10 protein-coding genes are annotated in these 12,669 nt (G+C 64.1%); 5 read left to right on the top strand and 5 right to left on the bottom strand.

Annotated elements, in window-relative coordinates:
* Positions 1 to 40: 40 nt before the first annotated feature.
* Positions 41 to 2,320, bottom strand: a complete 2,280-nt coding sequence (locus LU688_RS22910) for a TonB-dependent receptor (protein ID WP_160290932.1) — start codon at positions 2,318 to 2,320, stop codon at positions 41 to 43.
* A gap of 231 nt (positions 2,321 to 2,551) precedes the next feature.
* On the opposite strand from LU688_RS22910, the gene LU688_RS22905 reads away from it, so the two are divergent.
* Both LU688_RS22905 and LU688_RS22900 read left to right on the top strand, forming a co-directional pair.
* Positions 2,552 to 3,232, top strand: coding sequence for a Fe2+-dependent dioxygenase (locus LU688_RS22905; RefSeq protein WP_160290933.1), 681 nt, complete (start codon positions 2,552 to 2,554; stop codon positions 3,230 to 3,232).
* 3 nt (positions 3,233 to 3,235) lie between these two features.
* Positions 3,236 to 3,985 carry a tetratricopeptide repeat protein gene (locus tag LU688_RS22900; RefSeq protein ID WP_160290934.1) on the top strand — a complete coding sequence of 250 codons (750 nt, stop codon included), beginning with the start codon at positions 3,236 to 3,238 and terminating at the stop codon, positions 3,983 to 3,985.
* A gap of 114 nt (positions 3,986 to 4,099) precedes the next feature.
* Here the strand turns inward: LU688_RS22900 and LU688_RS22895 are convergent, their stop codons facing one another.
* On the bottom strand, positions 4,100 to 5,263 hold the full coding sequence (locus LU688_RS22895) for a type III PLP-dependent enzyme (protein ID WP_025337787.1): 1,164 nt from the start codon (positions 5,261 to 5,263) through the stop codon (positions 4,100 to 4,102).
* A 653-nt stretch (positions 5,264 to 5,916) separates the two neighbouring features.
* Here LU688_RS22895 and LU688_RS22890 point away from each other — a divergent pair.
* From LU688_RS22890 to LU688_RS22880, 3 genes are all read left to right on the top strand, one after another.
* Complete coding sequence (locus tag LU688_RS22890) at positions 5,917 to 6,405, top strand: RNA polymerase sigma factor (protein WP_038706762.1); 489 nt, start codon at positions 5,917 to 5,919, stop codon at positions 6,403 to 6,405.
* Between the two features lie 17 nt (positions 6,406 to 6,422).
* A complete protein-coding gene (locus tag LU688_RS22885) occupies positions 6,423 to 7,385 on the top strand; it encodes a FecR family protein (protein WP_038706761.1) in 963 nt (320 codons plus the stop codon).
* Between the two features lie 108 nt (positions 7,386 to 7,493).
* Positions 7,494 to 9,911: a TonB-dependent siderophore receptor gene (locus LU688_RS22880; protein ID WP_160290935.1), complete on the top strand. Its 2,418-nt coding sequence runs from the start codon at positions 7,494 to 7,496 to the stop codon at positions 9,909 to 9,911.
* Between the two features lie 40 nt (positions 9,912 to 9,951).
* On the opposite strand, the gene LU688_RS22875 is transcribed toward LU688_RS22880, so the two are convergent.
* The 3 genes from LU688_RS22875 to LU688_RS22865 are packed head-to-tail and all read right to left on the bottom strand — an operon-like array spanning position 9,952 to position 12,667.
* Entirely contained in the window at positions 9,952 to 11,109 is a 1,158-nt protein-coding gene (locus tag LU688_RS22875; RefSeq protein ID WP_232887995.1) for an osmoprotectant ABC transporter ATP-binding protein OsmV, read from the bottom strand.
* Positions 11,106 to 11,759, bottom strand: a complete 654-nt coding sequence (locus tag LU688_RS22870; RefSeq protein ID WP_023630617.1) for an ABC transporter permease — start codon at positions 11,757 to 11,759, stop codon at positions 11,106 to 11,108. Before LU688_RS22870 ends, LU688_RS22875 begins: the two co-directional genes overlap by 4 nt.
* Positions 11,756 to 12,667 (bottom strand): glycine betaine ABC transporter substrate-binding protein, encoded by a 912-nt coding sequence (locus LU688_RS22865; protein WP_160290936.1) that lies wholly within the window; start codon positions 12,665 to 12,667, stop codon positions 11,756 to 11,758. The genes LU688_RS22870 and LU688_RS22865 overlap by 4 nt, the downstream gene beginning before the upstream one ends.
* Positions 12,668 to 12,669 lie beyond the last annotated feature (2 nt).

Here is a 12,669-nt window from a genome sequence, read left to right as displayed (position 1 = left end):
GCCCCGTTCAATCGATTGAACGGGGCCCGGGGTGCGGCTTTTAGAAGTGGACGCTGGTGGTCAGCAATGCCGTGCGTCCCGCTGCCTGGTTGGCGAAGTGGGTGGAGTAGGCCTTGTCGTAGTAGACCTCGTTGGTGAGGTTCTGCACGTTCAACTGCAGGTCGATGTTCTTGGTCAGCTTGTAGGCCGCCATGGCGTCGTAGCGCACGTAGCTGTCGACCATGGTGGTGTTGGCCACGCTGCCGTAGACGTCGTCGACATAGAAGGCGCCGCCACCGACTGTCAACCTGGGCGTCAGCTGGTAGGTGGTCCACAGGCTGGCGCTGTTGTTCGGCGTGTTGGGCAGCTGGTTGCCGTCGTTGGCCTTGCCCAGCGGGCCACCGTCGATCTGGCGGGCCTGCATGTAGGTGTAGCCGGCGAACACCTGCCACTTGTCGGTCAGCTTGCCGCTGGCCGACAGCTCGATGCCTTGCACGCGGGTTTCACCGACGTTCTCGTAGGTGTTGGTGTTGACCTGGACCCGGGCGTTTTCCTTCTCGGTGCGGAACAGCGCCGCTGCCAGGGACAGGCGCTGGTCGAGCAGGTCCCACTTGGTGCCGAGCTCGTAGTTGGTGGTTTCTTCCGGCTCCATGTCACTGCCCAGCAGGTTGCCGGAGCGGTCGGTGGTGTTGCCCAGCGGGTTGCCTTCGGTACCTTCGCCGAGCATGGCGCCAGGCGGCGTGGCCGAGGTGGCATAGGACACATAGATGCTGCCGTTGTCGGCTGGCTTCCACACCAGGCCCAGCTGGCCGGTGATGAACTCGCTGGTGTCCTGGCCCTTGGCGGGCACGCCCTTGGCGCTCACCGCGGTGCTGCCGTCGGCATTGTAGCCACGGTAGTCGGTGTCGAAGTGGTCATAGCGCAGGCCCATGTTGAGCAGCCACTGCGGGGTCAGCTCCAGGGTGTCGAACACGTAGAGTGCGCGGGTCTTGCTGCTGGTCTTGGTGCCGGCGTAGTTGCGCGCGACGGTGCCGACCCAGGCATCGTCCGGGTTCGGGTTGTCCAGCGAGGTGCAGCTGCCGCCGCTGCCCGGCCCGGTGCAGGTGAGCTTGCTGTTGGGAGTGACAGTGTAGCTCTGGCGGTCGGACTCTTCCTTGGTGAACTCGACGCCGGTGGAGAAGCTGTTCTTCAGGCCGCCCAGGTAGAACTCGCCGAACAGGTCGGTCTGGTTGGTGGTGGTGGCGGTGTTGCCCACACGGGTGTTGGCGCGACGCCAGACGCCGTTGTTGTTGACGTTGCCGGCGCTGTCGTCAGGCTGGGTCAGCACATAGTCCTGCATGCTGTTGCCGTGGCGCAGGGTGTTCTTGATGGTCAGCGTGTCGGACAGGTCGTGCTCGATGGCGAAGGTCGCGATATCGACACGGGTCTTGCGGAAGTCGCGGCCGGTCAAGCCGTAGAAGTTGTCGCTGTCGCCGCCGTCCACCGGTTTGTCCGGATGGGCAGAGGTGCGTGCGGTGCTGCCAGCCCGTGGCACGCTGTAGGGGATGCCCGAATCCGGCAGGTCGTCGCTTTCCAGGTGGTAGTAGTCGAGATTGACGCGGGTCGGCGTGCCCAGGCCGAACGCCAGCGACGGGGCGATGCCCCAGCGGTCGTAGTTGACCTTGTCGCGGCCGGCGACGTTGCTCTCGTGGGTCATCAGGTTCAGGCGCCCGGCGACGCTGTCGCTGAACTGGTAGTTGCCGTCGAAGGTGTAACGCTGGGTCTGGTCGCTGCCCCAGGTCCAGGCGCCGTCCAGCGAGTTGCCCAGGTGCGCGCGCTTGCTCACCAGGTTGATGGTGCCGCCGGCTGCACCGCGGCCACCAATGGCCGAGTTCGGCCCCTTGGCCACTTCGACAGACTCGATGGCGAAGATTTCGCGGGTCTGGGCGCCGGTGTCACGCACGCCGTCCAGGTAGGTGTCGCCCTGGGCGTCGAAGCCGCGGATGAAGGGGCGATCGCCCTGCGGGTTGCCGCCTTCGCCGGCGCCGAAAGTGATCCCGGGCACAGTGCGCAGGGCGTCCTGCAGGGACATGGCGTTGGTGTCCTTGATCACCTGCTGGGGAATTACCGTGATCGAGCGCGGCGTGTCCACCAATGGCGCGGTGTACTTCTGCGACGAGGCCTTGTCGACCCTGTACTCGGTGCTTGCCTGTTCGGCCTTGCCATTGACGCTGGTGGCGTCGAGGGTGATGGCGTTGCTGGCGGCCGGGTCGGCGGCATAGGCCGAGGTGGCGGTGATCGCCATGCCGATGGCGGAGGCGAGCAGACGTGGTGAACTCACAGCAGATGGCACGTGACGCATTGTTGTAGACCTTCCCCAAGGTATGAAGGCCGCGGATGTTAATGTAAGCGAATGTAAGGAACAATTGAGAAGCGTTACCATTCGCCGGGAATTTACATTCTTTACAATTTGGCCTTACGGTTTTAACGGTCTCGTGCGTCTTGCCCTGGTGAAAGGGGGGTGAAAGGGGCTTGTGGTGAGTAAAAGGTAATCAATATCATTGACGCCCCTAACGCTCTCGGTGCCGTCGCCATGCTGCTTCACATCCCAGGCCTGTTCGAGGCCGACGAAATCCTGCGCATTCGCGAGGCCCTGGAGCAGGCCGACTGGGCCGACGGCAAGATCACTGCCGGTTATCAGTCGGCCAAGGCCAAGCACAACCTGCAGTTGCCCGAGGGCCATGCGCTGGCCAAGGAGATCGGCAGTGCGTTGATCGAGCGGCTGTGGCGCAACCCGTTGTTCATGTCCGCGGCGCTGCCGCACAAGGTGTACCCGCCGCTGATCAACTGCTATCGCGAGGGCGGCAGCTTCGACTTCCATATCGACAATGCCCTGCGCCAGCCCAAGGGCAGCCCGGAGCGCGTGCGTACCGACCTGTCCTCGACGCTGTTTCTCAGCGACCCGGACAGCTACGACGGCGGCGAACTGGTGATCCAGGACACCTACGGCGTGCGCCAGGTCAAGCTGGCCGCCGGCGACCTGGTGCTGTACCCCGGCACCAGCCTGCACAAGGTCAACCCGGTCACCCGCGGGGCGCGCTATGCGGCATTCTTCTGGACCCAGAGCCTGGTGCGCGAGGACAGCCAGCGCACCTTGCTGTTCGAGATGGACAATGCCATCCGCCAGCTCGGCGCCGATGTGCCGGAGCACCCGTCGCTGCTGCAACTGACGGGCACCTACCACAACCTGCTGCGCCGCTGGGCCGAGGTCTGAGCCGTGTCTTATCAATTGCGCCGTGAGGAAGTGGTGGATGTCGCCGGGCTGAAGGCGATGCTCGAGCACAGCCCGGGGCAGGCCGCGCAGGCGATCCTCACGGCGGCGGGGCAGGGGGCGGTCGAGGCGCAGCTGTTGCTCGGGCAGATCCTGCTCGATGGGCGCGGTATCGAAGAGGATGCCACCGTGGCCCGCCGTTGGTTCGCCATTGCCGCCCAGGGCGGCAGCGCCATGGCCCACAACATGCTTGGCCGTTGCCTCGAGCACGGCTGGGGGGGCGAGGTGGATCTCGCCCAGGCAGCCATTCACTATGCCCGGGCGGCCGACGCCGGGCTGGACTGGGGGATGTACAACCTGGCCAACCTGTTGGCCACCGGTCGTGGGGTGGCCGCCAACCAGTCCCAGGCGTTGATGTGCTACGAGAAAGCCGCGCAGTTGGGGCATGCCAAGTCGATGAACCTGTATGGGCGGTATCTGGAGCAGGGCATTGCCACCGCCGCGAGCCCGGTGCGGGCCATGCGCTGGTACCGGCGTTCTGCCGAGGCGGGGGATTTCCGCGGGATGTTCAGCCTGGCGCTGGTGCTGGTCGAGCGGGGGCAGATAGCCGAGGCCGGGCCTTGGCTGGACCGGGCCAGGGTCGAGGGCAGCCTGAATTTCCTGCGCAGTGCGCTGGTGACGTTGCAGGGGGCGGGGCCGGTCTTGATGGCTTTTGCGGCGCGTTATGCCGAAGAGATCGAACAGCGTGGTACTTGAGTATGTCTGTTCCGGTCATATCGTGGGGCAAGCCCGCTTCCACGGGTATTCACGACGGGCGTGGGCTTGCCCCGCGATAGAATTGAAAACGGGGCCTTGCGGCCCCGTTGTGCATTACAGGTAGTAAGCCTTCAGCGGCGGGAAACCGTTGAACTCCACCGCGCTGTAGCTGGTGGTGTAGGCACCGGTGGACAGCCAGTACAGGCGGTCGCCGATGGCCAGGTTCAGCGGCAGGCCATACTTGTAGTTCTCGTACATGATGTCGGCGCTGTCGCAGGTCGGGCCGGCGATCACCACTTCCTCGGCCTCGCCTTTCTTCTCGGTCCAGATCGGGAACTTGATCGCCTCGTCCATGGTTTCGATCAGGCCGGAGAACTTGCCCACGTCGGTGTAGATCCAGCGCTCGACGGCAGTGCGCGACTTGCGTGCCACCAGCACCACTTCACTGACCAGGATGCCGGCGTTGGCGATCAGCGAACGGCCAGGCTCGAGGATGATTTCCGGCAGGTCGTCGCCGAAGTCTTCCTTGAGGAAGCGGATGATCTCTTCGGCGTAGGTCTCGAGGCTGTTGGTGCGGGTGATGTAGTTGGCCGGGAAGCCGCCGCCCATGTTGATCAGCTTCAGCTCGATGCCGTCTTCTTCCTTCAGGCGCTCGAAAATCACCTTGACCTTGGCGATGGCCGCGTCCCACACGCTGATATCGCGCTGTTGCGAGCCGACGTGGAAGGAGATGCCGTAAGGCACCAGGCCCAGGTCGCGGGCGAGGATCAGCAGGTCCATGGCCATGTCGGTCTGGCAGCCGAACTTGCGCGATAGTGGCCAGTCGGCGGTGGTGGAGCCTTCGGTGAGAATACGCACATAGACTTTAGAGCCCGGCGCGGCCTTGGCGATGTTGCGCAGGTCGGCCTCGGAGTCGGTGGCGTACAGGCGCACGCCTTTCTCGTAGAAGTAGCGGATGTCCTTGGACTTCTTGATGGTATTGCCGTAGCTGATACGGTCCGCGCTGACGCCGCGGCCGAGCACCTTGTCCAGTTCATAGATCGAGGCGATGTCGAAGCTCGAGCCCTTTTCCTTCAGCAGGTCGATGATCTCGACCGCAGGGTTGGCCTTGACCGCGTAGTAGACCTTGGCGAATTCGAACCCGGCGCGCAGGTCGTCATAGGCCTGGCTGATCATCTGGGTATCGATGAGAACGAACGGGGTTTCCTGCTTGTCGGCGAACGCCTTCATTTTCTGGAAGGTGTCACGCGCAAAGTAGTCTTCGACCTGGATCGACATGCTCAGGGGCTCCATGGGCAAACTGAAAAGATAAGTGGCAGCAACTGAACGTCCTCCGTATCCCCACTTTGGTTCGCCTACTTCCCAAGGCATGTCGCCGAAAGCAAAAAGGTCAGTCGTGCCGGAAAAGGCGGATGACCTTGCTGTCTCGTCGTCAGTACTTGAGCCGGATGGATCGTTTCCAGCATGGACGTTCGGCGCGCACTTTAGGACGTGAAAACGGCAATATCAACAGGCAATCCCGGGGTGCTCGTCGCCTGTCGCGGAGCTGCTGCTGTGATAACCGACTGATGTGCGCCCGGTAGGTTCCTGAAAAGGCCACCAGCGTAAAAAATTGTGGAATAGGTGGCGATCTGGCCGCGATCGGCTGACAGCTTCATTCTTTGCATGATGGCTCTGGTTTCGCTGCGAAAGGGCGGAGGAAACCCTGGGTGACCGTTTGTCGGGGTTTGAGGCAGAGCGGCGAATGGTTACGGAGTGTTCAAATTTATGGCCACATGCTCAGCCCGGTTTTTACCGCAAAATTAGCCATAAATTTTTTGTTACGCAGAGCCCGTCGTGGCCATTGGTCGTGCAAGGGACATGTCGATTGCCGTCCTTGATGAGAAACATTACTATTCGCGACCTCATCTGCCTCCCTGACGACCCCGACCGTGTCCGGACCCAAAGGCTTCCTCGACCATTACCAAGAGCTGATCGGCACCTGGACGCGCAAACTGCGCAGTCGACAGCAGGCCGAGGACCTCACCCACGATGCCTTTGTGCGGGTGCTGGAAAACCCGCGCGAGCAGGTCGAACAGCCACGCGCCTATCTGCACCAGACCGCCCGTAACATCGCCGTCGACGGCTTTCGCCGCGAGGACCGGCGCCAGGCCCTGGAGCTTGAGACCTTCGCAGGGGGCATGGCCGCAGGGGACGACCCGGAAGCGTATGTACATGCCCTGGAACTGGCCGACAGCGTCGAGCGTGCGCTGGCCGAGCTGCCGCTGAATTGCCGCAGGGTGTTCATCTGGCAGAAGCTCGAAGGCCTGACCCAGGCCGAAATTGCCGAGCGCATGGGTTTGACCAAGAACATGGTCGAAAAGTATATGATCCGCACGCTCCGACATCTGCGTGAGCACCTGGATGTGTCGGCCAGATGAGTCAGGAGACCCCTTCGATGAAACAGCACGCGCCCGATCCCGTGGGCGAGCAGGCGGCCAGCTGGTTCGCCCGCGCCCAGGACGCGCCGCACGACAATGCCGTGCAGGCGGCGTTGCAGGCGTGGCTGGCGCAGCACCCCTCAAATCGGCAAGAGTACGAGCGCGTGGCGCAACTGTGGCGCGCCGCCGACTTCATTCCGCGTCAACGCCTCGAAGCGCTGTGCCAGCCCGAGCCGGTACGTCAGTTGCCGCGCCGCCGCCTGCTGCGCCAGGCATTGGCGGCCGGCGTGGCGGTGGTCGCGCTGGGGCTGGGCTGGACAGGTTGGCAGTATCAACAGCTCAACCATAAGGACACGTTGACTACGGCCCTGGGCGAGCGGCGTCAGGTCGAACTGCCGGACGGTTCACGGCTGGAGCTCAACAGTGCCACCCAGGTGCAGGTGATGTTCTCTGCGGGGCAGCGCCATGTGCGCCTGGGCGCGGGCGAGGCGATGTTCATCGTCGCCCATGACAGCGATCGTCCCTTCGTGGTGAGCACTGCCCAGGGCGATGTCACCGTCACCGGCACCCGCTTCGATGTACGCCAGGATCCGAACAGCACCCGCGTGGCGGTGGAGCAAGGTTCGGTGAAGGTACAGGGCGCGGGCGAGTCGCTGGCGCTGCTCACTGCGGGCCAGGGTTCGCATATCGATGCGCAGGGCAAGGTCGCCGCGCCCTATGCCATCGATGCCAACGCGGTGACCGCCTGGCGCCAGGGCAAGCTGGTATTCGACAACGCGCCGCTGAGCGATGTCGTGGCGGAAGTCTCGCGCTACCGTGCCCGGCCACTGCATGTGGCGCCCGGCAAGGCCGCCGCGCTGCGCCTGTCGAGCACCTTCAGCACTGACGACCCGGACGCCCTGTTGCGGGCCTTGCCGAGCATCCTGCCGGTGCGGGTGAAGACCCTTGCGGACGGCTCCAGCGAAATTGTTCTGAAATAGACTCAGGTTTTTTTCCGTTCGTTCGTCTTCCCCGCCAGCTGCAACTGCCAAGCATTTCCATTTGCGTGCGGTTGGCGTTTATCCCGACTCTCAGGACCCATCGAAGACGTGAACAACAATAATTCCCTTCTCCAGCTGCGCCGCCTGGCGCTGGCCCTGGCGGTCAGCGCCGCCGCCGGCAACAGCTACGCCGACAACATCCAGATCCAGGCCCAGCCATTGGCGGGCGCGCTCAAGCAATTGGGCCAGCAGACCAACCTGCAACTGTTCTTCAGTCCCGAGCTGGTGGATGGCAAGCAGGCCCCGGCGGTGTCCGGCAACCTGGCGCCGGAGCAGGCCCTGCAGCAACTGCTGCAAGGCAGCGGGCTGACCTTTGAGCAGTCCGCCGACACCGTGGTGGTCAAGCCGGCCCAGGCCGCTGGCACCCTGACCACCGGTAGCCTGGAGCTGGCGCCCACCGATATCAAGGTGGTCGGGGACTGGCTGGGCGACGCCGAGCAGAGCGTGGTGCAGAATCACCCGGGCGCGCGCACCGTGGTACGCCGTGAAGCGATGGTGGAGAAGGGCACGATGAACGTGCGTGACGCCCTGCGCGGTATCCCGGGCGTGCAGGTGCAGGATTCCAACGGCACCGGTGGCAGCGACCTGTCGCTGAATGTCGGCGTGCGTGGCCTGACGTCGCGCCTGTCGCCGCGTTCGACGGTGTTGATCGATGGCATCCCGGCAGCCTTCGCCCCCTACGGTCAACCACAGTTGTCGATGGCGCCGATCTCCTCGGGCAACCTCGACAGCATCGATGTGGTTCGTGGTGCAGGCTCGGTGCGCTATGGCCCGCAGAACGTCGGTGGGGTGATCAACTTCGTCACCCGGGCGATCCCCGAGAAGGCCAGCGGCGAGCTGTCCACCACCCTCGAGACTTCGCGCGATGGCGGCTGGAAGCACACCGAGTCGGCCTTCGTCGGCGGCACCGCCGACAACGGCATGGGCGTGGCGTTGCTGTATACCGGCGTGAATGGCGATGGCTATCGCGAAAGCAACAACGACAACGATATCGACGATGTGATGCTCAAGACCCACTGGGCTCCGACCGATGTCGATGAGTTCTGGCTCAATTTCCACTACTACGACGGCCGTGCCGACATGCCGGGCGGCCTGACCCAGGCCCAGTACGATCACAACCCGTACCAGTCGGTGCGCGATTACGACTACTTCAGCGGCCGGCGCAAGGACGTGTCGTTCAAGTGGCAGCGGCAGATCGACGACGCCACACAGTTCGAGGTGCTGACCTACTACACCGACAGCTTCCGTGGCAGCGCCATCGCCGCCCGCGACCAGAAGACCCTGTCTTCGTACCCACGCAACTACCACACCTTCGCCATCGAGCCACGCCTGTCGCGGATCTTCTTCGTCGGCCCGACCACCCAGGAAGTCAGCGTCGGCTATCGCTACCTCAAGGAAGCGATGCGCGAACAGTCCACCCGCCTGGCGCTGGTCGACAACGTGCCGACCGTGACCCCGACCTCCGACGGCCATGTGTTCCAGGACCGCAGCGGTGGCACCGAGGCCAGCGCCTACTACATCGACGACAAGATCGACGTCGGCAACTGGACCATCACCCCGGGTATCCGCTTCGAGCACATCAACACCGACTGGCGCGACCGACCGGTGCTGGACGCCAACTACCGCCCGGTGCTGGAGAAGAACCGCAGCATCACCAGCAACGAACCGCTGCCGGCACTTAGCGTGATGTACCACATGTCCGATGCCTGGAAGCTGTTCGCCAACTACGAGACCTCGTTCGGCAGCCTGCAGTACTTCCAGCTGGGCCAGGGCGGCGCCGGCGACAGCACGGCAAATGGCCTGGAGCCGGAGAAGGCGAAGACCTACGAAATTGGCACGCGCTATGACAATGGCAACTGGGCCGGTGAGCTGACAGCCTTCTACATCGACTTCGACGATGAGCTGCAGTACATCAGCAACGATGTCGGCTGGACCAACCTCGGGGCGACCAAGCACCAGGGTATCGAGGCCTCGGCGCGCTACGACCTGTCCGGCCTGGACCCACGACTGCAGGGGCTGTCGCTGAATGCCGGGTACACCTACACCCGTGCCACCTACGAGGGTGAGATCCCCAGCTTCAAGGGCCGTGACCTGCCGTTCTACTCGCGCCAGGTGGCCACCGCCGGTGTGCGCTACGAGGTCAACCGCTGGACCTGGAACCTGGATGCCTACGCCCAGTCGAAGCAGCGCGCGCCGGGCACCGGGATGAACGCCAATGGCAGTTTCAACGGCAACTACATCACCGAGCCAAGCGCCGACGGGCAGTATGGCGATATTCCGGGCTACGTCACCTGGCATGCCCGGGGGGGCTATGCGTTCGGGCCGCAGCTGTCGAACCTGAAGCTGGCCGCCGGGGTGAAGAACCTGTTCGACAAGCAGTATTTCACCCGCTCCAGCGACAACAACGCGGGGATCTATGTGGGTGAGCCGCGCACGTTCTATGTGCAGGCCAGTGTAGGGTTCTGATCCAAGATTGCCGGGGCGCAAAGCGCCCCCCGGCTTTCTATCAGGAGGTCACTGCCTCGGCCGGCGACACGATCGAGGTCTTCGCTCCGCGCGAGCGCCCAGAACTCAGGTACGCCGCAATCGACTCCTGCGTCACCTCGCCCAGGAACACCTGCTCGGCATCCAGCACCGGCAACCACGCCCGGTTGAACTCGTACATGCGCGACAGCAGGATGCGCAGGTGCTCGTCGTGCGCCGCGGTGGCATTGAACGGACGCAGGAAGGCACCGCAGGTTCCTTGCTGGCGGTGCATGTCGCGGCGGCGCACATAGCCCAGCGCCTTGTTCGCGGCGTCTGTCACCACTGCATAACGGCGGTCGTGCTCATCCAGCAGCTCCAGCACCTCGCTCACCGGTGTTTCCGGGCTCAGCGACGGCGCGTTGTCCGCCGCATCCTCGGCGCGCACCAGCAGCAGGCGCTTCAGGGTGCTGTCCTGGCCGACGAAGTTGCTGACGAAATCGTCCACCGGGTGTGCCAGCAGGGTGTCCGGGTGATCCAGTTGCAACAGCTTGCCAGCGCGGAAGATGGCGATCTTGTCGCCCAGCTTGATGGCTTCGTCGATGTCATGGCTGACCATGATCACCGTCTTGTTCAGGGCCCGCTGCATCTCGAAGAACTCGTTCTGGATCATCTCGCGGTTGATCGGGTCGACCGCGCCGAACGGTTCGTCCATCAGCAGCACCGGGGCCTCGGCGGCCAGGGCGCGGATCACGCCGATGCGTTGTTGCTGGCCGCCGGACAGTTCACGCGGGTAGCGTTGCAGGTACTGCTTGGGCTCGAGCTTGATCATGTGCATCAGCTCGCGGGCGCGGTCATGGCATTTCTGCTTGTCCCAGCCGAGCAGGCGCGGCACCACGGTGATGTTCTCCTCGATGGTCATGTTGGGGAACAGGCCGATCTGCTGGATCACGTAGCCGATACGCCGGCGCAGCGTCACCTCGTCCAGGCCGGTGGTGTCCTCGCCATCGATGAACACTTGCCCGGAGGTCGGGGTGATCAGGCGGTTGATCATCTTCAGCGTGGTGCTCTTGCCGCAGCCGGAGGGGCCGAGGAACACGCAGATTTCGCCTTCGTTGACGGTGAGGCTTACCGAGTCGACGGCTTTGACGTCCTTGCCGTTGACGTTGAAGGTCTTGCTGAGGTTCTTCAGTTCGATCATGAGCGCAGTCCTTCTGGAGTCAGGGCACGTTGCAGGGCTTGCAGGAGCAGGTCGGCGATGATCGCCAGCAGGCTGACCAGCACCGCGCCGACCAGCAGCATCGACATGTCGCTGCGGCTGATGGAGGTGAGAATGAGCACGCCCAGGCCGCCGGCACCGATGGTCGCGGCGATGGTCATCACGCCGATGTTCATCACCACGGCGGTGCGCACACCGGCGAGGATCACCGGCACGGCGATGGGCAGCTCGACCATGCGCAGGCGCTGGCCGAAGGTCATGCCGATACCGCGGGCGGCTTCACGAATACCGGGCTCGACGTTGGTCAGGGCCAGGTAGGTGTTGCGCAGGATCGGCAGCAGTGAATAAAGGAACACCGCGGTGATCGCCGGCAGCGGCCCCAGGCCCTGGCCGAACTTCGAGTAGAACGGCAGCAGCAGGCCGAACAGGGCGATGGAGGGGATGGTCAGCAGCACCGTGGCGCTGGCCTGCAGGGGGCCGGCGAACACCGGGAAGCGGGTCATCAGGATGCCCAGCGGCACGCCGACAAGGATCGCCAGGCTTACCGCGATGCCGACCAGCATGATGTGCTGCCAGGTCAGTTGCAGGACCTGTGCCCAGTCGAGGTGGGCGAAGGTGTCGAGCAGGTTCATGGCTGTACCTCGCTGAGTGGGTGCTCACGCAGGAACGCGGCGGCCACCACCGTCGGGCTCTGGTGCTCGACATCGACCTTGGCGTTGAGCTGGCGCATGGTCTCGTCGTCCAGTTGCTCGGCCAGCGGCTTGAGCAGGGTGGCCAGGCGAGGGTGGGCGTCGAGCACGGCCTGGCGCAGTACCGGGGCGGCGGTGTAGTCGGGGAAGTAGTGCTTGTCGTCCTCCAGCAGCTTGAGGTCGAACGCGCTCAAGCGCCCGTCGGTGGTGTAGACCAGGCCGGCGAACACCTGGTTGTTGCGCATGGCGGTGTACACCAGGCCGCCGTCCATCTGGCGGATGTTGCGCCGGTCCAGCGGCAGCTCGTACAGCTCGCGCAGGCCGACCAGGCCATCCGGGCGGTTGGCGAACTCGGTGTCCAGCGCCACCAGGTGGTTGCGGTCGGGCTCGTCACGCAGCACCTGGTTGAGGTCGCTGATCGAGTTGATCTGCGGGTAGGCCTCGGCGACGGCCTTTGGCAGGCCCAGGGCGTAGGTGTTGCTGAACTTCGACGGAGTCAGCCAGACCAGGCCCTTTTTCGCGTCGAGTTCTTTCACTCGCGCATAGGTGGCTGCGGCGTCGGGCATGCGCTCGTCGATATGGTTGTACGAAACCAGCGATACGCCGGTGTATTCCCACATCAGGTCGAGCTGGCCGGTTTCCTGGGCCTGGCGGGCGATATTGCTGCCCAGGCCGGTGGTCACCCGCACATCGAAGCCGTTGGCGCGCAGATACTGGGCGGTGATCTCGGCGAGCACGGTCTGTTCGGTGAACACCCGGGCACCGATGCGCAGCTGTGGTTTTTCCGCTGCCTGGGCAACGCCTGCGCAAAGCAGGGCCGCGCCCAGGAACAAGGCGATGGATTTCTTCATGC

It is taken from the genome of Pseudomonas soli (assembly GCF_021283165.2).
Lineage (GTDB): Bacteria > Pseudomonadota > Gammaproteobacteria > Pseudomonadales > Pseudomonadaceae > Aquipseudomonas > Aquipseudomonas soli.
The sequence above is the reverse complement of the archived record's forward strand: the minus strand, read 5'-3'. Positions and strand labels throughout refer to the sequence as shown.

Coding starts and splice junctions, on each gene's coding strand:
- LU688_RS22885 (WP_038706761.1), top strand. CDS start 6,423: ATGAAACAGCACGCGCCCGATCCCGTGGGCGAGCAGGCGGCCAGCTGG.
- LU688_RS22910 (WP_160290932.1), bottom strand. CDS start 2,320: ATGCGTCACGTGCCATCTGCTGTGAGTTCACCACGTCTGCTCGCCTCC.
- LU688_RS22895 (WP_025337787.1), bottom strand. CDS start 5,263: ATGTCGATCCAGGTCGAAGACTACTTTGCGCGTGACACCTTCCAGAAA.
- LU688_RS22865 (WP_160290936.1), bottom strand. CDS start 12,667: ATGAAGAAATCCATCGCCTTGTTCCTGGGCGCGGCCCTGCTTTGCGCA.
- LU688_RS22875 (WP_232887995.1), bottom strand. CDS start 11,109: ATGATCGAACTGAAGAACCTCAGCAAGACCTTCAACGTCAACGGCAAG.
- LU688_RS22870 (WP_023630617.1), bottom strand. CDS start 11,759: ATGAACCTGCTCGACACCTTCGCCCACCTCGACTGGGCACAGGTCCTG.
- LU688_RS22905 (WP_160290933.1), top strand. CDS start 2,552: ATGCTGCTTCACATCCCAGGCCTGTTCGAGGCCGACGAAATCCTGCGC.